This is a genomic window from Blautia sp. MCC283 (genome assembly GCF_018785565.1).
GTDB lineage: Bacteria > Bacillota > Clostridia > Lachnospirales > Lachnospiraceae > Blautia_A.
In genome coordinates, this window is sequence record NZ_WQQB01000028.1 from 250,704 (window position 1) to 273,865 (window position 23,162).

17 protein-coding genes are annotated in these 23,162 nt (G+C 46.0%); 1 reads left to right on the forward strand and 16 read right to left on the reverse strand.

Annotation, left to right across the window (positions count from 1 at the left end):
* Positions 1–14: 14 nt before the first annotated feature.
* The 4 genes from spoIVA to GPK81_RS10610 all read right to left on the reverse strand — a co-directional run bounded on the left by spoIVA (position 15) and on the right by GPK81_RS10610 (position 5,759).
* Positions 15–1,484: a stage IV sporulation protein A gene (gene spoIVA / locus GPK81_RS10595; RefSeq protein ID WP_215707016.1), complete on the reverse strand. Its 1,470-nt coding sequence runs from the start codon at positions 1,482–1,484 to the stop codon at positions 15–17.
* 214 nt (positions 1,485–1,698) lie between these two features.
* Positions 1,699–3,396 (reverse strand): [FeFe] hydrogenase, group A, encoded by a 1,698-nt coding sequence (locus tag GPK81_RS10600; protein WP_118062491.1) that lies wholly within the window; start codon positions 3,394–3,396, stop codon positions 1,699–1,701.
* 15 nt (positions 3,397–3,411) lie between these two features.
* A complete protein-coding gene (locus GPK81_RS10605) occupies positions 3,412–5,283 on the reverse strand; it encodes an NADH-quinone oxidoreductase subunit NuoF (RefSeq protein ID WP_021977709.1) in 1,872 nt (623 codons plus the stop codon).
* Complete coding sequence (locus GPK81_RS10610) at positions 5,280–5,759, reverse strand: complex I 24 kDa subunit family protein (protein WP_021977710.1); 480 nt, start codon at positions 5,757–5,759, stop codon at positions 5,280–5,282. The genes GPK81_RS10605 and GPK81_RS10610 overlap by 4 nt, the downstream gene beginning before the upstream one ends.
* 399 nt (positions 5,760–6,158) lie before the next feature.
* On the opposite strand from GPK81_RS10610, the gene GPK81_RS10615 reads away from it, so the two are divergent.
* Positions 6,159–7,667, forward strand: a complete 1,509-nt coding sequence (locus GPK81_RS10615; protein ID WP_173739426.1) for a 4Fe-4S dicluster domain-containing protein — start codon at positions 6,159–6,161, stop codon at positions 7,665–7,667.
* A 205-nt stretch (positions 7,668–7,872) separates the two neighbouring features.
* Here GPK81_RS10615 and GPK81_RS10620 read toward each other — a convergent pair whose 3' ends face one another.
* The 12 genes from GPK81_RS10620 to cooS all read right to left on the reverse strand — a co-directional run bounded on the left by GPK81_RS10620 (position 7,873) and on the right by cooS (position 23,050).
* Positions 7,873–8,634, reverse strand: coding sequence for a glucosaminidase domain-containing protein (locus GPK81_RS10620; protein ID WP_330426543.1), 762 nt, complete (start codon positions 8,632–8,634; stop codon positions 7,873–7,875).
* 30 nt (positions 8,635–8,664) lie between these two features.
* Positions 8,665–9,516 (reverse strand): bifunctional 5,10-methylenetetrahydrofolate dehydrogenase/5,10-methenyltetrahydrofolate cyclohydrolase, encoded by an 852-nt coding sequence (locus GPK81_RS10625; RefSeq protein WP_118062494.1) that lies wholly within the window; start codon positions 9,514–9,516, stop codon positions 8,665–8,667.
* Between the two features lie 14 nt (positions 9,517–9,530).
* On the reverse strand, positions 9,531–10,160 hold the full coding sequence (locus tag GPK81_RS10630; RefSeq protein WP_021977714.1) for a cyclodeaminase/cyclohydrolase family protein: 630 nt from the start codon (positions 10,158–10,160) through the stop codon (positions 9,531–9,533).
* Between the two features lie 99 nt (positions 10,161–10,259).
* A complete protein-coding gene (locus tag GPK81_RS10635) occupies positions 10,260–11,945 on the reverse strand; it encodes a formate--tetrahydrofolate ligase (protein WP_015525292.1) in 1,686 nt (561 codons plus the stop codon).
* A 90-nt stretch (positions 11,946–12,035) separates the two neighbouring features.
* Positions 12,036–12,698, reverse strand: a complete 663-nt coding sequence (locus tag GPK81_RS10640; RefSeq protein WP_118062495.1) for a DUF3786 domain-containing protein — start codon at positions 12,696–12,698, stop codon at positions 12,036–12,038.
* Positions 12,699–12,725: 27 nt separating this feature from the next.
* A complete protein-coding gene (acsV, locus tag GPK81_RS10645) occupies positions 12,726–14,666 on the reverse strand; it encodes a corrinoid activation/regeneration protein AcsV (RefSeq protein ID WP_178744336.1) in 1,941 nt (646 codons plus the stop codon).
* Positions 14,667–14,813: 147 nt separating this feature from the next.
* On the reverse strand, positions 14,814–15,599 hold the full coding sequence (gene acsE / locus GPK81_RS10650; RefSeq protein ID WP_118062497.1) for a carbon monoxide dehydrogenase/acetyl-CoA synthase methytransferase subunit: 786 nt from the start codon (positions 15,597–15,599) through the stop codon (positions 14,814–14,816).
* A gap of 111 nt (positions 15,600–15,710) precedes the next feature.
* Positions 15,711–17,057 (reverse strand): acetyl-CoA decarbonylase/synthase complex subunit gamma, encoded by a 1,347-nt coding sequence (gene acsC / locus GPK81_RS10655; RefSeq protein WP_015525296.1) that lies wholly within the window; start codon positions 17,055–17,057, stop codon positions 15,711–15,713.
* 21 nt (positions 17,058–17,078) lie between these two features.
* Positions 17,079–18,020, reverse strand: a complete 942-nt coding sequence (gene acsD, locus GPK81_RS10660) for an acetyl-CoA decarbonylase/synthase complex subunit delta (RefSeq protein ID WP_015525297.1) — start codon at positions 18,018–18,020, stop codon at positions 17,079–17,081.
* Between the two features lie 172 nt (positions 18,021–18,192).
* The gene (gene acsB / locus GPK81_RS10665) at positions 18,193–20,322 is read right to left on the reverse strand and encodes an acetyl-CoA decarbonylase/synthase complex subunit alpha/beta (protein WP_021650184.1); all 2,130 of its coding nucleotides are present in this window, start codon (positions 20,320–20,322) and stop codon (positions 18,193–18,195) included.
* Positions 20,323–20,339: 17 nt separating this feature from the next.
* A complete protein-coding gene (locus GPK81_RS10670; RefSeq protein ID WP_215707017.1) occupies positions 20,340–21,113 on the reverse strand; it encodes an ATP-binding protein in 774 nt (257 codons plus the stop codon).
* Positions 21,114–21,157: 44 nt separating this feature from the next.
* Positions 21,158–23,050, reverse strand: a complete 1,893-nt coding sequence (cooS, locus tag GPK81_RS10675; RefSeq protein ID WP_021975846.1) for an anaerobic carbon-monoxide dehydrogenase catalytic subunit — start codon at positions 23,048–23,050, stop codon at positions 21,158–21,160.
* Between the last annotated feature and the right edge of the window lie 112 nt (positions 23,051–23,162).

The window sequence follows — 23,162 nt, forward strand, 5'->3', positions numbered from 1 at the left end:
TCCTTTTTACTATTTTATATGATAATACAAACCAGGCCGCCTTTGCTGTCGTTTACGATCTTCTGCATGGTATCCTGGAGTTTTACCTGGCTTTCTTCACTGATCATGGCCAGTTTGTTTTTGATTCCGTCTTCTACCAGCTGCTGGATGGATTTTCCGAAAATGTTGGTCTCCCAGATGCTTTCTCCCCGGTCCGGGCTTTCCTTGATATATTTTATCAGATCTTCTGCCTGCTGCTCTGTGCCGACAATGGGGGCGATCTCCGTTTCGATTCCTGCCCGTATCATATGAATGGAAGGGCTTTTTGACCGGATCTTTACTCCGAATTTATTTCCCTGGCGAATTACTTCCGGTTCTTCAATGGTGATCTCAGAAAGTTCCGGCACTACCACCCCATAGCCGGTTTCCTTTACCGCCTCCAGGGCGGCCTGGACCTTTACAAACTGCTCCTTCATTCCGGCAAGTTCTTTCATGGTCTGGATCAGTTCATATTCACTTTCCATGGAAATTCCGCTCATTTCGCTGAGCATCTGATAATAATAAATATCTTTTACTGCAATCCGGACACGGACGGTTCCATCGGAAAGACTGATCTGCTCAAGCAGTGTATCTTCTACATAGGGACTCTCCAGACGTATCGATTCTCTGTTTACATCCCGCACATGGGTAAGTCTGGTCATTTTTTCCCGGATTTCATTTAACAGTGCCGCTTTTACTTCATGTTCCGGAGAAAGCATCTCCACCCATTTCGGAACAAACAGTTCAATCTCGCTGACTGGAAATTCATAAAGGATTTTTTCCAGGATTCTGGTCACATCTTCTTTTCTGAGCTGTTCACAGTTCACTGCCAGAACGGATACTCCGTATTTCTCTTCCAGATTTTTTACGATTTTTCCGGTTTCCTCACCGTACGGAGTCTGGGAGTTTACCAGGAGCAGAAATGGTTTTCCCTGGGCTTTCAGCTCTTTTACTGTCTGTTCTTCTGCCGGAATAAAATTTTCTCTGGGAATTTCCCCGAAGCTTCCGTCTGTTGTGACTACAATTCCGATGGTGGAATGCTGGCTGATCACTTTTTCCGTTCCGATGCGGGCCGCATCATGAAATGGGATTGCTTTTTCCTGCCAGGGCGTTTTGACCATCCGTTCCCTGCCTTCTTCCACATTTCCGGACGCATCTTTTACCAGAAATCCCACACAGTCGATAAGCTTTACCCGGATTTTCTGGTTTTCCCCTATGGATACTTCCACCGCTTCTTTTGGAATAAATTTGGGTTCTACAGTCGTGATCATTTTCCCGGCACCGCTTAAGGGCAGTTCATCCTGAAGTTCTGCTTTTTTTCCTTCACTGATCGCAGGCAGTGCCACCAGCTCCATAAATCTCCGGATAAATGTGGATTTTCCTGTACGGACCGGGCCCACAACCCCTATGTAGATATCCCCGCCCGTCCGCGCCTGGATATCACGGTAAACCTGAAAGTTTTCCATATAAAAAAGCCTCCCTGCATATACTGTCCTGTAAGTTCCGGGAACTATCGTCAAGCGGATATTCGCAATCCGCTTCGCTACTTGCTCATAACCAAATAACTGCTCCGCAGTTGATTTGGTTAAAAGACCAGTTCCCGCATACCACAGTATATGCCCGGGAAGCTTCTTATATGCTGCTGTTCACCGGGAACAGCAGCTCTTTATATTTCTTACATCAGTCTTTGATATAGAACTCATTGTGAAGCAGATGATGCTCTTTGCCTTTGAGGAGTCCCTCATAAAGCTCCAGAACCAGCGGGTTCTCATCAGATTTCTTGATGATCATGGTGTTGTCCGCATTGTAAAGGCCTCTTGCTCTTGCTGCCTTGGTCCTGTCACCGGATCTGGTCGGCTGACCGCCACCCATAATACATCCACGGCGGCATGCCATAACCTCGATCAGGTGATAGTTTGCTTCGCCGTTCTTTACACGTTCCATAACGGTTCTTGCATTTGCAAGGCCGCTGGCTACGCATACATTGATATCCATGCCTTTATACGGAACGGTAAATTCCTTGATTCCCTCTTCACCACGAACACCGCACTCTGCGATCTCATGCATGGCTTCCTTGCTGTGATCCGGACTCAGTCTTCGAAGAACGGCCTCGGTAACACCACCGGTAACACCAAAGATAACACCACCGCCGGAACCAAATCCAAATGGCATATCACATGCTTCCGGATCCAGTGTTGCAAAATCAAGACCAAAGTTGTCGATCATGCGGAGAAGCTCTGTGGTTGTGATAACGATATCGGTATCCTGCTCGCCTTCTGTAAAGCTATTTGGCCGGATCGCCTCTGCCTTCTTGGCTGTACATGGCATAATGGAAACCATAACTGTTTTCTTGCCTGCTGCATGCTCCGGATCACGGAAGTATTCCTTGATAACTGCAGACATCATTCCCTGTGGGGAACGGCAGGTGGAGATATTTGGAACGTATTCCTTATACTGATCGGTGATAAATTTCACCCATGCCGGACAGCAGGAAGTCAGGAGTGGAAGGTTCTCGCCTTTTTCCACTCTGTTTAAGAACTCCTTGGTCTCTTCCATAATAGTAAGGTCAGCACTGAAGGTTGTATCATAGACTTCATCAAAGCCCATCTTATGAAGAGCATTTACGATCTTGCCCATTACACTTCTGCCTTTGGCAAGGCCATAATGATCACCAACTGCAACACGGACTGCCGGCGCAATCTGTGCAACCACACGGGTATCCTTATCAGCCAGAGCATCCCATACCTCGTCCATATGTGTACGGATGGAAATAGCTCCTGTCGGGCAGTAAACACGACACTGTCCACAGTTTACACACTGTGTTTCTGTGATCTTCTTGTTAAATGCAGGCATAACCATAGCCTCAGTTCCACGGAACGCAAAACCAAGAGCTCCGATTCCCTGAAGTTCCTCACAGGCACGTACACAGTTACCGCAGAGGATACATTTATTCGGATCACGGATAATGGACGGTGAGCTTTCATCGATCTCATGCTGCTCTCTCGTATTTTCAAAACGGATGTTACGTACACCAAGGCGGTGTGCCAGCTCCTGAAGAATACATTCACCGCTCTTTACACAGGTTGTACAGTCACGGCAATGTGCTGCAAGCAGAAGCTCTACGATCAGTTTACGATATTTCTTGATACGGCCGGAGTTGGTATAGATCACCATTCCATCTCTCGGCTGCTCGGAACAGGATGCAAAAGTCCTGCCTCTGTCATCCTCAACTGTGCAGAGACGACAGGCTCCAAATGTGGAAAGCTCTGAATGGTAGCACAGTGTGGGGATATTGATACCGGCATTCCTGATGACTGTCAGGACATTTTTTTCGTCGGTAAATTCTACTTTTCTTCCGTCAATTGTCATTGTACCCATAAGATATCCTCCCTTCTATGCTTCCACATAAACCGCATCAAAGTTACAGTTATCCTTACAGGAACCGCATTTGATACATACGTCGTTGTTGATTACATGTGGATGCTTGATCTTTCCTGAAATCGCACCTGCCGGACAGTTCTTCGCACACTTGCCACAGCCGATACAGAACTCAGGATTGATATGGAATTGACGGAGCGCCGTGCAGACCTTCGCGCGGCATTTCTTATCTACGATATGCTCTACATATTCGTCACGGAAACGCTTCAGAGTACTGATGACCGGAAGCGGCGCACTCTTACCAAGACCGCACAGAGCCATACTCTGAACCATGTTTGCAAGTTCTTCCAGCTCATCCAGATCGGAAAGCTCACCTTTACCTGCAACGATCTTCTCCAGGATCTCAAGCATACGTTTGGTACCCTCACGGCAAGGAACACATTTACCGCAGCTCTCACGCTGTGTAAAGCTCATGAAGAAACGTGCAACCTCTACCATACAGGTATTCTCATCCATAACAACAAGTCCGCCGGAGCCCATGATGGCATCCAGTTTTTTAACAGAATCAAAATCAAGAGGATGATCGATCTGATCATCGATCAGACATCCGCCGGAAGGACCGCCGATCTGTACACCCTTAAATGCAGCACCACTCTTAAGGCCACCACCGATATCATAAATGATATGACGGAGGCTTGTTCCCATTGGAACCTCGATAAGACCGGTGTTCTCAATGGAACCGGTAAGTGAGAAGGTCTTGGTTCCAGGGCTTCCCTCTGTACCGATGGTGTGGAACCAGTCAGCACCCTGAAGGATGATCTTCGGTACGTTGGCATAAGTCTCTACGTTATTAAGAACCGTAGGTTTGCCCCACAGACCCTGCTCAACAGTTCTCGGAGGTTTTACTCGAGGCATACCTCTGTTACCCTCGATGGATGCAGTCAGGGCAGAACCTTCACCACATACGAACGCTCCGGCACCACGGTTGATATGTAAGTGGAAATTAATACCGGAACCAAGGATATTATCACCAAGAAGGCCATAAGACTCTGCCTGCTCAATGGCCATTCGAAGTCTCTGTACAGAAAGAGGATACTCGGCACGTACATAAATGTAACCGTCTTCTGCGCCTACTGCATAAGCGGCGATCACCATACCCTCGATCATCTTATACGGATCACCTTCCATTACGGAACCATCCATGAAAGCTCCCGGGTCACCCTCATCACCATTACATACTACATAGCGTACTTTCTCCGGCTGGCGTGCTACCTGTGACCATTTCTTGCCAGCAGGGAAACCTGCACCACCACGGCCACGGAGACCGGATTTTGTGATCTCATCAATAACGCCCTGCGGGGTCATCTCAAAGAAAGCCTTCGCCATAGCGGAAAATCCACCTACGGAAATATATTCATCAATAGACTCTGCATCGATCTTACCACAGTTCTCAAGAACGATCCTTGTCTGCTGGTTCAGGAACGGAATATCGCTTGGATGTGGACAGGCCTCATCATTATGACGATAGAACAGACGGTCAACCGGCAGTCCGCAGATCACGGTTTTCTCTACGATCTCGCGGCAGTCATCTACCTGAACATGAACATACTGATAATCATATGGCTCAATTCTCATAAGAGGTCCAAGTTCACATAATCCCTGGCATCCGGTCTTAACGATACCTACATGAGGAACATCCTTCTGCATCTCAACCGCAACACCCTCGATACCTTCACAGAGTCTTGACATTTCTTCGTAAATCTTCTGAGCACCGGAAGCGATACATCCGGTACCGGAACAGACGAGAACACGGCAGGTATAGCCATCAAGATTCTTCTTAACCTCAGCCTGTTTGTTTTTCAGATCTTCCATACTGGTTATACTCATACGCTCTCACCTCTCAATTCATTTAAAAGCTCAACAGCCTTCTCAGGAGTCATTTTCGGGTGAACTTCATCATTTACAGTCAGTGTCGGTGCCAGTCCACATGCACCCAGACAGGAAACAGTCTCAACTGTAAAAAGCATATCATCCGTTGTATGTTTCTTATGGGTCAGTCCAAGCTCTTTCAGCATGGCTTCCTTAACAGGCATGGACTTACGTACATGACAGGCAGTACCATCACATACCTTAATAATGTACTTGCCTTTCGGTTCAAAGGAAAAATTCTCATAGAAAGTGGCTACGCTGTACGCCTTCGCTTCTTTTACACCAATCTGTTCCGCAACATAAGTAAGAAGCTCTCCCGGGAGATAACGATACTCAGCCTGGATATCCTGCATGATCGGAATCAGTGATGCAGCTTTCCGACCGTAGTGCTCGATGATCTCATCCGTTTTCTTGTAATACGTCTGGTCTAACATTCGGTTCCCTCCTTGTTTCTCATAGATTTTCCACTTGATCAGCCTGCTCCCATTACAGGTTGATACTCTAACACTTTGTCAGTGCCGCGCGTTTATGCAAACCATTATTTTGCACTATTTTTGTGCTTTTAATTATAACTTATATCGTCATTTTCCACAAGTGCTTTTTTCGGTTTTTTCAGAATATATTGAAAAGTTTACAATGGCTTACTGGTTTTGTGTCTATTTTCTCCAAAAAATGTTCAATTTTTAACAGTTATGATAATAAAGGAACAAATTTACTTTATGTTCCCGGTAAAAAACATTCCTGTTATTGATTTTATTTCTCATTTACTTTAATATGAAAGAAAAGTGCGTGGAAAACATTTTATTAATCTTATTTTGAAAAGGAGAAACTCTATGCGAAATCTCGACACACCAGTTAAACAGATCCGAAGAAAGATTTTTACAGAAATTGCGAAGATCGGATTTGAATCCACGGACGAATCCCTGATCCACGATATTGAATCCATTCCCTACAACATCGTAGAAGAACGTGCGAAATACCGTGAAAGTATCTACCGTGAAAGAGCTGTTGCAAGCGAACGTGTCCGCCTGGCCATGGGCCTTTCTCTCCGTCCGGAGAACCGCTCTGTCCATCTGACTGACGGCGTAAAAGCCAGCAACATTGATGAGAAATATTACGAGCCACCTCTTATGCAGGTGATCCCATCCGCATGTTCCGCATGCGAATCCAACAAATATGAAGTCAGCAACATGTGCCGTGGCTGTGTTGCCCATCCCTGTATGCTCACCTGCCCCAAAGGCGCCATCTCCATGGTAGACGGCAAATCCTTTATCGACCAGGATAAATGCATCCACTGCGGAAGATGCAAAGCAGTCTGTCCTTACGATGCCATCGCCCATAAAGAACGTCCATGTGAACGCGCCTGCGGTGTAAAAGCCATCGAAAGTGATGAACAGGGAAGAGCTTCCATCAACCAGGACAAATGCGTATCCTGTGGTATGTGTATGGTCAGCTGCCCATTCGGAGCCATCTCCGATAAATCCCAGATCTTCCAGCTCTCCCACGCCCTCCGTGAAGGAACTGAGATCATTGCAGAAGTTGCACCTGCTTATATCAATCAGTTCGGCGAAGACGTCACCCCAGGCAAATTCCGCTCCGCCCTTAAACAGCTGGGCTTCTCAAACATTTATGAGGTAGCACTGGGCGCAGACATCGGCTGCATCTCTGAAGCACACCACTATGCCAAAGAAGTAGCCACCGGCAACCTCCCGTTCCTCCTCACCTCCTGCTGTCCGTCCTGGTCCGTCATGGCAAAGAAATACTTCCCGGCCATGATCGACAACATCTCCCAGGAGCTGACCCCGATGGTAGCAACCGCCCGCATTGTAAAAAAAGAACACCCTAACGCCAAAGTAGTCTTCATCGGACCATGCGCCTCCAAAAAACTGGAAGCTATGCGCCATTCCGTGAGAAGTGACGTAGACTTCGTAATCACCTTCGAAGAACTCTGGGGTCTCTTTGATGCCAAAAATATCACCCCATCCACCTGCGAAGAACTCCCGGAAGAAACCCAGGCCGCAACCGCCGCAGGAAGAGGATATGCCATCGCAGGCGGTGTAGCCGGAGCCATCGAAAACTGCCTGAAAGAATACTACCCCGACGTACCCGTACACATCGAACACGCAGAAAGCCTTGCCGAATGCAAAAAAGTCCTCACCCTCGCCAAAGCCGGCAAAATCAAAAACTGCATGATCGAAGGCATGGCCTGCCCAGGAGGCTGCATCGGCGGCGCCGGAACCAACGCCGGCTTCGCCAAAACCTCCAAAGCCCTCAAAAAATACGTAGACACCTCAGAACCCAAGCTTCCCTCACAGGAACTTGAAAACCTGGAACTGAACTAATATATCGAAATATTTTTCCAGATAATTCCCAGAAATATTTTATACGAAACCAAAAACGGAGATGCAACCTTAATTAAACCTCAAGGTTACATCTCCATTTTTATCAACCAGGACAGGGCAAAGCCCGCCTCCGTCCCTCATCCACATCCTACCGTATAGCCAGACAGCCTACCACGGCCAACCCCTCCGCCACTACTGTCCGCCACTACCTCTCCACCGTCTCCGTGCTCTCCGGCCAGGCATACTCCTCACCTTTCAGACCCGCCAGAAGGCTCCGAAGCTTATATCCATAACTCCTCCCGGCAGCCCAGCCACCTCCATAAGGATTCTCCTGAATCCCCAGCCATTCCACATAAGGAGCACTCTCCCGGGCAACATATTGAAAGCGGTTATCCACACAGGCCTGGTTCAGATCCTCTGATGAGGCATAAGCCTTCAGATGCTGCACCTGCGCCCGGATCCCGGTCCTTACATCCGGAAAAGAATTTCCGGCAACGCCTCCACCTGTAGTTCCAAGCCCGGAAAAATTAAACTGCCCCGCGCTGGCATCCCCGCCAAACTGGAGCCATCCGGTCTCAAGCATGGCCTGCTCATAAACAACTTCCCCACGGACACCCTCTGCATCCGCTTCCTCTATCACAATCGTGCAAAACGTATCAATATCCGGTGCACCACCCTCTGTCAGGACATCCGAAGGATACTCCACATTCTGCGCCTCATACTGCGCCACCATATCCTCCACATCCACTGTGGTACACCCCATGATCGTATAATATCCATAAGTATTATCTGTGGAATCATCCACAAAACTATCTGTATCACTCTCTCCGGATGACTGCGGCTTCGAAATCTGCCCTTCCATGGAATGATCCACATCCTCTGCCAAAACACCTGCAGGCGTTCCGAACACCAGAACGCCTGCAAGCACCATCATCCGTAAACAAAAACAATTTCGGAATCTGTACATATATAAATAATCAATCCTTTATTACTGCTATTACTGCGCTTTTCTCATTGCAGCTTCAACTACATGACCTACAAGAACAGAAGTTGTAACACTTCCAACTCCGCCAGGAACCGGTGTAATCGCATCAACGATCGGCTCAACTGCCGCATAATCAACATCACCGCAAAGTTTACCCTCAGCGTTTACATTGATACCAACATCGATGATTGTCTGTCCCTCTCTGACATAGTCAGCCCCAACAACACCAGCACGGCCAGCTGCAACGATAACAATATCAGCCTCTTTTGCAACGGATGGCATATCAACGGTTCTTGTGTGGCAGATGGTAACTGTCGCATTTTTCTTAACAAGCATCATTGCAGCTGGTTTACCAACTACAAGGCTTCTTCCGATCACAACAGCTTTTTTGCCTGTGCAGTCGATTCCGTAATGATCCAGGATCTCCATGCATGCCTGTGGTGTACATGGCGGGAATCCGATCTTTTTGCCTGTGAATACACCGGACATGGAAAGATCTGTCATACAGTCAACGTCTTTTTCTGCTGCAAGAGCATTCTCGATCACTGCCTGATCCAGATGTTTCGGAAGCGGACGGAACAGAAGAACGCCGTGGATCTTGTCATCTTTGTTTACTTTATCGATAGTTGCAAGAAGCTCATCCTGGGAAACGTCCTCCGGAAGAAGAATCTTCTCACATGCAACCCCAAGAGTCTCGCAACGTTTGGTTGCTCCTCTCTCATAGGAAATATCGCTTGGATTCTCACCAACACGGATAATGCAAAGTGTAGGATTTACACCTTTTGCCTGAAGCTCTGCAACGTTAGCTTTGATCTTCTCGTTAAGAGCTGCTGTTACTTCTTTACCTAATAACTGCTTTGCCATTTGTCTGGTTCCTCCTATTTCAGTCTTCCGAGAACACTGTCAAATGTCTCGTCTGCGATCTTTGTATATTTCTCAAGCATAGCGTCTGCTTTTTTGTTTAATTCCTCTGCATACGCACGATCTGCCATAGACTTTGTATTGATGTATACATTCAGGCTTGCTCCCTTAAGAGCAGCTTTGCAGAATGCAGCACCTACGCCAGCATCACTGATCGCAAGCTTGGAACCTTTTGCACCGAACTCAACGATAAGTTCAATGGCCTCACAGCATTTCTCCATGATCTCCATCGGAACAGAGCAGGCTTCTTTCAGAGCAGCCTCCATAACGCGGGCTTTCTCTGCTTTTTCTTCCTCTGTCTCTCTTGGCATTCCGTAAGCTTTGGAAAGAGGCTCAAATACTTCTGCGTCTCTCTCGATCAGATGAAGGAAATCTTTCTGAAGCTGATCACATTTCTTTTTCAGCTCCCACATCTCGTCCTCAACATCTGCATATTTTTTCTTGCCAACAGTAAGGCTTCCAACCATGTTTCCAAGAGCTGTACCAACCGCACCTACAAGAGCAGAAGCGCCGCCGCCGCCAGGAACCGGTGCCTTGGAGCTTAATACCTCAACAAATTCAGTACATGTACTGGTAGAAAATCCCATAGGACTCTCCTCCTTATATTCTTATTTTAGCACTCTTTAGAGCCCATTGGGGGCTTTTATAAAAAGCCCCCTCCGGTAGTTTTTGATCTTATGTTCCGATTAGAAGAGGCCTGTGATCTTACCTGTCTCATCTACATCGATCTTGGTTGCTGCCGGAACTTTCGGGAGACCTGGCATAGTCATGATCTCACCTGTCAGGGCAACGATAAATCCTGCACCTGCGGAAATCTTCAGGTTACGTACTGTTACCTCAAAGTCTGTCGGTGCGCCAAGTTTTGTCTGATCATCTGTCAGACTGTACTGTGTCTTAGCTACACAGATCGGGCAGTTGCCAAATCCAAGAGCTTCCAGCTGTTTTGCCTGTTTCTGAGCATTTGCTGTAAGAACAACTTTCTTACCACCGTAAACTTTCTGTACGATGTTATTCAGTTTATCCTCGATAGATCCCTCAAGCTCATAAGCATATGTGAAGTCATTCGGCTCCTCAACAAGACGGATCACTTCCTCAGCAAGCTTCATGCCGCCTTCGCCGCCTTTTGCCCATACCTCGGAAAGTGCAACGTTAACGCCAAGCTCTTTACATTTTGCCTCAACCAGGTCAAGCTCTGCCTTGGTATCGGTCGGGAATGCATTGATAGCAACTACACATGGAAGTTTGTATACATTCTTGATATTGCTTACATGTTTCAGAAGATTTGGAAGACCTTTCTCAAGAGCCTCAAGGTTCTCGTTGTTCAGATCTGCCTTCGGAACACCACCGTTGTATTTCAGTGCACGAACAGTAGCTACGATAACAACTGCGCTTGGATGAAGGCCTGCCATACGGCACTTGATGTCAAGGAATTTCTCAGCACCAAGGTCTGCACCGAATCCAGCCTCTGTGATAGCATAATCTGCAAGTTTCATAGCCATCTTGGTAGCTGTTACGGAGTTACATCCATGAGCGATGTTTGCGAATGGTCCGCCGTGAACGATTGCCGGAACATGCTCCAGTGTCTGTACAAGGTTTGGTTTCAGGGCATCTTTCAGAAGTGCTGTCATAGCACCCTCTGCATGAAGATCACCAGCTGTTACCGGTTTCTGCTCGGAAACTTTACCATAGGTATATCCGATGATAATTCTGGAAAGTCTCTCTTTCAGGTCTTTGATGTCGCTTGCAAGACAGAGAACTGCCATGATCTCAGATGCAACTGTAATGTCGTATCCGTCTTCACGTGGCATACCGTTTGTTCTTCCGCCAAGACCATCTACTACATTACGAAGCTGACGGTCGTTCATGTCCACGCAACGTCTCCATGTGATCTTTCTCGGGTCAATGTTCAGGTCATTACCCTGGAAGATATGGTTGTCGATCATTGCTGCAAGAAGGTTGTTTGCCGCACCGATCGCATGGAAGTCACCGGTAAAGTGAAGGTTGATATCCTCCATCGGAACTACCTGTGCGTAACCGCCGCCTGCTGCACCACCTTTTACACCGAATACCGGTCCGAGGGATGGTTCACGAAGAGCTACCATTACTTTTTTGCCCATTTTCTGCATTGCATCTGCAAGACCAACGGTTGTTGTTGTTTTTCCCTCTCCTGCTGGTGTCGGGTTGATAGCTGTTACGAGGATCAGCTTACCATCTTTCTTGTCACTCTCTTTTAACAGATTGTAATCAATTTTTGCTTTGTACTTTCCGTACTGCTCCAGATATTTGTCATCAATACCTGCCTTCTCTGCAATCTGTGTGATTGGAAGCATTTCGCACTCCTGTGCAATTTCGATGTCACTTTTAAATCCCATAATGTTACCTCCCTTTAGGTATTTTTACAGTTTTTAATCCCTTAAAACTGCATTTCTATAAAAACAGGTCCCATCCTGTTCTTAACTTTTTTAAAGACATTTCAAAAACGCCTTCAGAGATCCGATGATAACGTCTCCCATCACAGCCATGTCCTCAGCTGCAAAGGAAACCGGAAAATTATCGGAAAACAATATCTGTGAAGAAGGTGGAAATTCCTCATCACCCTCCCACAGGATCATCTGGATCAGATATCCGGGGAATATCTCCACCTGATAGGCAATATCGCCATGATCTACAGGAGCTGCATGGATGTGCTCCATGATCCCCTTAAAATCCTTCAGTCTGTTTCCATAGGTAAAGGCCAGACGCTTGATACATCTGCCATCAAACTGACGGAGATATACCTCCCCCCAGGGCATTTCCCTGTAGGTCTTAAATCTTCCGCTTCCCTGGGAATTATTTCCATTCAGCAGGAAACGTATGGTAAGGATCTTCGCATAGATCATTTCTTCCAACGGATAAAATCCCATATCATCTTTCTCATGAGTTACCTGAAAATCCGGCCAGGAAATATGATACACCGTTCCCAGAAATTTCAGAGTCAGCTGTTTTGTCTCTTCATCATAGGGAATAGAAAGCCTCCCGGCAATCTCTGCCGGGTCTGCTTTCTGGAACTCTTCTGTATAATGTTCCCAGGGCATCCTTTCCTTGCTGTCTTTTTCATAATTCAGGTCATTTATACTAAAAGCCATGTTTTACCTCTGCCATTTTAGTCTGTATTATCTCTTCTGCTGTTCTTCCATAACAGACGGAAACAGATGTGTATCCGTATGCGGAATAAAGCATGCACCTACAAACTCGTCCATATAAGTCGGAACTGTAGAAAGCTCCAGATAAGTCATATTGGATGCAAGTTCGTATGTCTTTTTCTCTGCCGGTGTGGAATGAAGCATCAGATAAGCACCTGTAAGAGAAGAGTTACCAATATAGTGGAATTTCTCAAGAGGAATATCCGGGAACATTCCGATATGCACCGCATTTGCCATATTGATTCCACTTCCGATTCCACCGGCAACATATACATCGTCAATCATGGAAACGTCAAAATCAAGAGAATTCAGCATGGTACGGATGGCCGAGAAAATAGCACCTTTGGCACGGATAAAGTTGTCAATATCAACTTCTGTGATCTCCACATCCTTAACAGAACCGGCTTCCTCTTCAAATGCGATCACATAGCTTCCCATGCCATAGTGATCGTGACGGACTCTCTTGCCCTCGCGGACGAATTTACCCTTCGGATTGATGATTCCTGTCATAAAGAGTTCACTGATCACATCAATGATACCGGAACCACAAAGTCCTACCGGCTTGGTTCCAGGATCCCCTACAACCTTGTATGTCGGCTCCATGGTCTCTTTATCAATGGTACATGCCTCAATGGCACCATCAGTGGCACGCATACCGCAGCTGATGTCTCCACCCTCAAAGGCAGGACCAGCGGAACATGCACAGCTCATCATGAAATCGGAATTACCGAATACCAGCTCTCCGTTAGTACCAAGGTCAATAAACAGAGAGAACTCCGGTCTGTTCCAGATCATACTTACCAGTGTACCTGCAGTGATATCTCCACCTACATAGCTTCCGATATTCGGCGCCATGATAATATGTGCGTCAGGGTTGATCTCAATTCCCACATCTGACGCAAACAGAGAATTTGTTTTGAAAAATGCCGGAATATACGGTTCCATACGAAGGGGATCCGCATTAATTCCTGCAAACAGATGATTCATGGTTGTATTGGAAGCAACACACATCCGGTAGATCTGCTGTTCCGGGAAGTGAATGCTTCTGCACATCTCGTGGATCATCGGATTGATGGTCTCTTTGATCACTGCATCCTGAAGCTTCTTTTTTCCCCCAGGTTTCTGAGATTCAATAATACGGTTGATAACATCCGCACCAAAACGGATCTGTCCGTTTCCGGAAGAGCTTTTGGCCAGGATCTCTCCGCTTTCCATATTGATCAGAACTGCAGAAACTGTTGTGGTACCGATATCTACGGCAAGACCACCGATCACAACATCTTCTTTACTGTCAAAAATATCGTATACAAACATGTCGTTCGGTGTTGTACGAACCACACATTTCACTGAAAATTTACTGTTTCGAAGTACATCCGGAAGTTTTTTCAGCACGGAATAGGGAATTCTGATATGTTTGAGATTCATATATTTCCGCAGTGCCCGTGTCAGTCTCTCATTATCCGGCATGGTATCATCCAGAGATGGTTCCTCCATGTGTACTTCTATAACATCAAGACTGTTTGTAAGTTCTATGCCAGCTGATTCTACTTCATGCTTGGCTTTTTCAAAAATAGCAATTTCTTCTTTTGAACTTAAGTCGGCGACCTTCATCCGGCTCTTATATGCGGACGCAATGTCCGGAACAAGAACTTCTACATCAGCCGTGATCTTGCTCATGCAGGCCAGACGCCAGCCAGCATTGTATTCTTCATCAGAAATATGAAGAGTTTTCTTTGAGTCCAGTTCTCCGCCTTTTAACTGTACCCGACATTTTCCACAGGCTCCGTTTCCGGAACATGGTGCATCGATAGCCACATTGGCACCACGAGCAACCTCCAGTAAATTATCCCCCGCATTGGCAAATGCTTCTACCGTACTGCCATTTTCAAAAGCAAACGTTACTTTAAACATTCAGTAACCACCTTTCTCGCCTCGTGAATGTTTTTGTCTTCCACCTGTGGCGCTGGGAGTTAGACTAAACTATATTAGTAAAAAAGAGGCTGAAGGCCGAAGCCCCCAGCCTCTGAAATAGCGCTCCTGTTTTGTTCACACGCCAAATTAGATCTCAAGGTAAGAATCTGCGTAAAGTGTGTTACCCTTGAATACGTCACAGGATTTGATTGTTTCCATAAGACGAAGGTCATTCGGGTTAACGATTGCAGATGTAAGACCATTCATCATAGCCATAGCTACAAGAGCAGAGTCCATGATCGGACGGATATGTTTTGGCATACCATTACTGTTGTTGGAAAGACCACCTGTGGAGTTCAGTCCCATCTCGGAGAACATCTTGATTGCCTCAAGAACTTCCATCTGTTTGTCCTGCATTCCCTTTACAACAAGGAAAAGCGGATCGAACCAGAGATCCTCTGCTTCCATACCAAGGCCAAGACCTCTCTCAAGCATGTTCTGGCAGTGCATCATACGCTCGTCATTATCTGCTGCAACCATACCGGAAGAGCAAAGTGCGATACAGATCGCATCGTTAGCTGCTGCAAGGTCGATGTTGGAGATTCTGTCGCCAGCATCTGCAGAGTTTACGATCGGTTTTCCCTTGCTTCTGTTGTATACAGAAATACCAGCCTCGATTGCTTTCTGGTTTGTGGTATCCAGAGCAAGCGGAACATTGTCAAACTCAGACTGAAGGAGCTGTACTGCCCATTTCATAAGATCCTCGCCATCGTTCTCAGCCGGTCCGATGTTTACATCAAGATATGTAGCGCCTGCATCAAGCTGCTGTTTTGCTCTTTTGATGATCGGCTCAGGATCTCTCTCTGTAAACGCTTTGTTTACTGCCGGTGCTGTTGTTGAAAGTCTCTCTCCAATTGTTACGAATTTTGCCATACTCGTGTTCTCCTTTACATATTAGTAGGATATGGCTGTGCAGAAAGCCTGCACAGCCTCTCATAACTGTCAGCGGCATTGCTGAGCAGCTGATTTCTTAAACCTTAAGGATTATGCATCCAGGTCTTTTAAGAATTTCACAAGCTGTACTGCTTCTCTTGGTCCTACGATGATCTCCCATCCAGGAAGCTTAGCCTCAAGGTCGCCCTTAAGAACAGCTACTTTACCAGGAATAACCAGTCTTCTGCATTTTACCTTCGGCTCAACATTCTCTTTGATGTACTCGGAGATGCTGTTTCCGGAGAATTTACCTGCTGCCCAGGATGTCAGAACGGAAAGTCCGCCTGCATCATTGATCACCAGGTTAAGCGGAACACCGGAACGCTCCAGCTCGCCAGATACTACGAAATATGTAAGAGCAAAGTCTACTGTTGTTACAACGAGAGAATTCTCGTCTGCTCCGTTCAGAGGATAAATGCCCGGTTCTACCTTCATTGGCTTCTGCGGGTCTGTAAATACGTTCTGACGAAGACCGAACAGCGGAAGTGCCTCTGCATATGTCATCTGCTCCATAACGATGATAGAACCATATTTCATAGTAAACATGGAAGCAAGTGCTGCCTGTAAATGTTTGTCACCCTTCGCAAGTTTAACAAGGTTAACGATAGAAGGATAACCAAATGTTCTGTCCTGATTCTTAAGAGCTGCACGACGAACCTGTACAGTATTTGCAAAGGTCTCTTTGATGTCAGCTCCTGTTGTATCAAGTACGAGATTCTTGTTGCCAAGTTTCTCAATAGCTGCTGTAGTATCATATAATTCATTGATGTCCTTACCGGATACACCGAGAACTACGCCTGCATCTGTAGCAACCTTGCTCATTGCCTCGTAGTTGGAAGCGTTTGCTCCGTTAAGAACCGGTTTGCCGTCCTTACATACTTCAAGGGCAGCTTTTGCGATCTCAGGATCTGTACAGCCAAGGATCAGTGTTCTTCCAAGACCTTTAGCCTTCTCTACAAGTGCTGTAAATTTTGCAGCATCTGCATTCTCATCGCAGTTTACATACACAAGCTCTACATGCATTCTCTCACCGATACGATCATAGTCAACGTGTGGGATCTCTGCAAGTTTTGCTTCTACTTCTTCATCACTCATGCATGTGCAAAGTGATACGGCATATCTTGTTTTGCTTACAAATGTCTTCTCATGTCTGAAAAGAACAGTCTCTCCACCAAGTGTAAACTCTCCATCGCCTGTTCCGATCTTGATAGTTTTCATTGGCGGTGCAGTTGCCTCAGAAAGAGATGCTAATGCATCCTCGGACATATGAGGACACTGCTCAATTTTCATAGCGCCCTGTGCAACTTTCATAGAGAAAGCCATACATGTAGGGCATCCACATTCCTTACAGTTTTTCTTTGGTGTTAATTTAAAGATCTGAATACCATTCAGTGCCATAGCTCTTTATCCTCCTATTTATTACGCAAGTGCTTTGATCAGCTTGGAAATTGTCTTAACAGATTCCGGATGTCTTAAGATAACTGCATCAGAACCAGCTGCAAGATCAGCTGCTGCTGTCTCAACTTCCATGTCGATTCCACGCTCGTCCTGTGGTCCCCATGCCGGCATGTCTGCTTCAGAAGCCATTGCCTCTTTAACATTCCATGTCTCAGCGGATACAGGTGTAATAATAGGCATCTGCAGCATGTTATCATTCTGGCCTAAAGCGGCACCTTTGATACGGTCCATAGTAGATACTACGTACTCATATCCATAACCAACTGCTGCACTACCGATATTCATAACGATCTTCTTTGCATCTACACCAAGCTGTGTAGTAACAACGTTAAGCTGTTTAGCAAGGTTGATATCAACGGCAGACTCAGCGCCTACGATCTGATTGTAAGCAAGACCTGCTGCTGCACCGATTGCTTTGTAGTTCTCCTCTTTCTCGGAAAGGATCAGTGCATTTCTGCCCTGAAGAGCCTCTGCAACCTTCGGAAGGAGCTCTGCATCCTTCTCAACATTCTTGCAGCCCTCTACAACCAGTGGACAGTCAACTGCATCTGCAACTTCTTTAACAACTGCGATCAGCTCATCGATAGATTTGTTAACACCGTTCGGGTCGCCGCCCTCAAGAATAAGTGCAACAAAGTCAGCACCCTCCATAGCTGCAGCTTTCTTAGCAATGTCAGCCATTGTAGTAGCGCCTTCATAGTAAGCTTTGATACCTTCAGATACGCCCTCAAGACCCATATCAGAGATCTCTACACCGATCTTCGGGCAGTTCTCTGACTCTGCGTCAAAGGAATAAAATGGGAATGTACAATCCCCACCAATTGTCACAGTCTTATCTCCGCTTCCGATTGTGACAGCATTAATCTTTGCATTGAACTTTTGTGGTTTCTGATTAAACGGCATTTTTCGTTAGCCTCCTTAAAAATAATAATTAAAAACTACAGAGCTTCTTATATTATACTACATAGCACCAGTTATTGGCAAGATGCAGCACTATATTTCTGTTAAAAAATCAACAAACTTTTTAACAGTTTACAGGAGAAAGGATGTCCGCACATCCTTTCTCCCGGATAAATTACATCATCGGATCAAGTCCGAGAGCCGGATGTCCTTTTTCTGTAAGGAATGCAACCAGTGTCTCCGGATCTTCTGCGATCGTCTCATCACCGATCATGTCTGTAAAGTTATCGATTCCGTAAAGCTCTTTTGCAGTCTTATTAAGTCTGTCAGCTACGAATTCTTTCAGCTCTTTCGGCATCCATACGATACGCTCGATACCGCCCTCAGCCTTCATGAACTTCTTGGAGGAAATGAAATGTTTACCATGTCCCATGAATCCAGGTGTCTGAACTCCACCACCTGTCATGGATGCCATCTCAGGGAATGTCATTCCAAGTGGTGTCATGCCTGCATACTCACGGTTAGCAATAACAACACCGTTGGAGAATGGCTCGATACCACAGATACACTCGAAGCATCCGCAGGAAGTCATCGGATCCTGCATGATAGAGTACAGTGTAACGTGCTCCAGAGCACCCTGGGAGAATTTCTGAACTGCCTCATCAACGTCCTCATAAGAACCAAGATTCTCATCGATCGGACGCTCTTTTGTGATGATCTGGCAAGGGCCAGCTGGGTCAAGCTGATGTGTAGCTTTTGCATCCAGCCATGAAACCGCACCGCAAAGACCAAGTCTCTCAGGTGTTACTACACATACGTGGCTTGGTGCGAATGCCTGGCAAAGGATACAGCTATAATATACGTCAACAGACTCATCTGTCAGAGTATCAAGACGCTCATCACGTTTGTCAAAGATCGGAATTGCAACCTCATGACGGATTCTTGTACACTCAGCAGGATCTGTATAGATAACAACCTCACATTTATCAACAACTGCATCGAACTCATTTTTAACAGATGCATAAAGAACTTCACCGATATGTTTGATTCTGAATCCTGCATTAAATGCGTCAATGCTGATACGGATACGCTGCATATCACGCTGTCCTGTATGGTATACACCCTCGATACAGTTGATGTAGTTGTGGAATTTACGCTCGATAACCGGCTCAAAGTCAGGCTGCATATTCTTACCTGCAACTTTAACAACATATGCAATGCTGTTCTTGCTGCCGAATTCCATCTCATCTACTTCAGGTCCGATTACTGTGATCTTGTGATCCTCGATCTCAGAAGCATCGCAGGTATGTACAAGCTCTGCACAGTCTACACGGGAGCCATCGAACTCAACCTGCATATCTTTACGACGGATGATCTCACCCTCGAATGCAGATGCGAAAGCAACCGGAATATCAATATTTGTGATCTTGATCTTAATATCACGCGCCTCAAGAGAAGTAGCGTTAAATTTGCTTACGTCCTCCTGAACGATAAGGCTCTTCGGTACGCGGAAGATATTCTCTGTCTCATTAGTAACAACCGGGAATCCAAGTGCGATAGCGCCTGCACCACATGCTACGATCACATCATCCAGAGGTTTGAATGCGTTAACGAATGCCGGTACACGATCCATTGTGTATTTCATAAGTGTTCCTGCATCTCCAGGTGTTACATTACCGAAGATCAGCGCTGCACGGATCGCAACGGAAACTACATGAACAACAGATGTAACATCTTTTCCAAGAGGAATAACACGAACGTTGGCACCTGTCTTCATTCCGGCTTCTGCAACCTGATCAATGATTCCGCCAACAAGTGTTACCAGGATACCCTGTGCCTGATAGCTCTTTACAAGAGCAACACCCTCTTCTGTAGTAGGAGCAGCACCAAGGATAACAGCAACGCCTGGGATATCGCCTGTTACAAGCGGTACACCGAGCTCACGGATAACAGCATCACCAAGATGTCCATAGCATGGCTCTTCGTAAGGAGTTGCTCCGTCGATATATTTCAGAACCTCGATGAACTCTGCGCAGAGTGCTGTAGCAACACCGGACATGAATGCATCGTTCAGTCTTTTCTCTCTTGTCATAAGTGTTTTTACAACGCCAAGAGCTTCTTTTAATTCTTTTAATGTTGTAACTTTTGTTCCTGTTACAGCATAGTAGCAAGGAAGGCTGTAAGCGGTATTCGGGAAGCTGACAGCTTTGTCTTCGCCATACTGAGCGATCGCGCCGTCAATAGCACCCTCTGTTAAACCATATACAGCATCGTTTCCGCCGAATACTCTATCAAATAAAGTCACTGTAATACCTCCTATTTTTACAGAATTGAATTCTGATCAATTTTGCCTTTGATTTTTCTGATCTCAGCAGTTACAGTCTCACTGAAATCGTAGGGAGATTTTCCCTGACGGTCAGCGTCCATAACTTCTGTATTGTAGTGGATCATTCCAAGCAGATCTTCTGCCGGGATCTTGTTCCGGATAAATTCTTCATCTTCCGGATTTCGTACCTTGTTGGCTACGACCTTAACCTGGGAAACTCCCAGATCCTTTGCAAGACGTTTGACATTCTTGTAAGTCTGAACGCTTCTTGCCCCTGGTTCGATCACTACAATAAATTCATCCATGCTCTCCGTGGTGCCCCGGCCCAGATGTTCCAGGCCGGCCTCCATATCCATGATCACCACATCATCTCTGTGGATCACAAGGTTATTGATCACTCTTTTAAGCATCACATGTTCAGGACAGACGCATCCGCCTCCACCTGTTTCCACAGTTCCAAGGACAAGCAGCTTTACGCCATTACAGGTTTTTCCATAAGTATCCGGAATATCGTCTACCTTTGGGTTCAGTTTATAAAACTGATTTTGGCTGTTGGCTCCGGTGCGTTCTTCTATGAGCTTACGCATTTTTGAGATTGGAACAATAGAATCCAAGGTTTCCTCGTCAAATCCAAGGGCAAGACCCAGGTTCGCATCCGGATCCACATCCGCCGCAAGGACTTTTTTTCCCTCATCTGCGTATAGTCTTGCAAGTGTTGCTGCGAAAGTTGTCTTTCCTACTCCGCCTTTACCGGTTACTGCTATTTTCATTTTACGTCTTCCACCTTTTATAACATTTTAAAGATCGCAACGGATTAGATTCCTAATGCTGTTCTCTTCTCTTCAATTCTCTCGATCATAAGATCAACTAATTTCTCGATGTCTGTCTCTACTGTGTAAGCAGCACCTGTCCATTTTCTTGTTCCCTCTGTAAGAAGCTCGCACATTTCTGAAGAACCGGAAACATATGGATCAACACCAAGGAATGTATCAATACCAGTACCAACTACGTAGTTACCGATGGATACAGCTTTTTCAGACATCCACTCAGGAGCACATCCTACTACAGGAAGCTGATTGATCTGAAGTCCTGCATCTTTTGCAAGTTCAGCAGCCAGGATCATCATACGGGAGATATCTACGCAGGATCCCATATGAAGTACTGGTGGGATATCAGCCAGCTCACAGACACGTTTCAGACCTGCACCGCAGAGATCTCTTGCGGATTTGTCCATCAGACCAGCTTTAGCAGCTGCCTGTGCGGAACATCCGGAAGCGATGATAATGATATCATTTGCGATACACTTCTTCATCAGTTCGATATGTGCATAGTCAGGACGGATCTTAGGATTGTTACATCCAACCATAGCAACAGCACCACGGATAACACCGGAAGTGATGCACTCAAGTAATGGTTTGGTTGTTCCTGTTACGTCAACCTGAGAGTTTGTAACACCATCAAGAACTTTGACGATTGCTTCTACTGAGTAACCAACAGTAGCTTTCTGTTTCAGCTGCGGGATATGTACAAGCTCAGGTTTTCTGTTCTTGAAGTTATCGATAGCCATCTTAACGATTGCTTTTGCATTTTCTCCTGCTGTCTCAGCGTTGAATCTGATAAATTCAGAATCCGGCATCTGAGCGATCGGAGAAGTTGTAACAAATTTAGTATGGAAACATTTGCTCAGAGGTCCTAATGCAGGGAAGATACACTGAACATCAACTACGATCGCCTCGCAAGCACCTGTCAGTACTACGTTCTCCTGCTGCAGGAAGTTACCAGCCATCGGAACACCACGACGCATAGCTACCTCGTTAGAAGTACAGCACACACCGGAAACGGTGATTCCTTTTGCTCCTACAGATTTTGCATAATCGATCATTTCTTTGCTGTCTGCATACTCACAGATCATCTCAGAAAGACTCGGATCATGTCCGTGTACAACAATGTTTACGTTCTCTTCAACCATTACTCCAAGGTTAGCCTCTGTATCAAGTGGCTTCGGAGTTCCGAATAATACATCAGAGAACTCTGTTCCCATCATGGAACCGCCCCATCCATCAGCCATACCGCAGCGAATAGACTGTTTTACAAGTGCCTCCGGAAGAGATGAACATCCCATATGAGACATATGCAGGGAGCTTGCAACCTCACGGTCGATAGCACGTGGTGCGATTTCGTTCTCGATCAGTTTTTCTTTCTGTCCTGCAGGCATTCTGTCAAGGAATCTCTGATATCCGAACGGTTTACCATATTCCATAAGACCGATCTCAGCCATCTCATGAGCCAGATCATAGATATCCTTGCCTTCTGTTTCCACGCCCCACTCTTTAGCGATGCGAAGCAGTTTCTCAGGATCTTTTACCTGATAATTTCCGCCCTCTTTTGCACAGTACAGTGTATGGCAGATCTCACGACCATGATCGGAGTGAGTAGCTGCACCACCGGCTGTAAATTTAAGGAAGTTTCTTCCTACGATACCATGAGCATCACATCCGCAGATTCCTCTTGGAGCCTTCGGTGTAATACGACACGGTCCCATTGCACAGATACGGCAGCAGATACCCTGCTCACCGAATTTACAGTGCGGAGTCTGGTTCTTTGCACGGATCTGCCATGCATCTGCTCCTACCTTTGCACCTGTCTCGAGAAGACGGGCTGTAGCGGCTTCAAATTCCTCCACTGTAGTTAATTTGAATTCACTCATTATAGACCTCCTTTAATAGCACATCTATTTTTATTTTTCTTTTTATAATAAGCCCAGGGCAGGAACCCATCCCCACCCATGGGTTATTTTCTTTTTTAAAAAAAGGTTTATA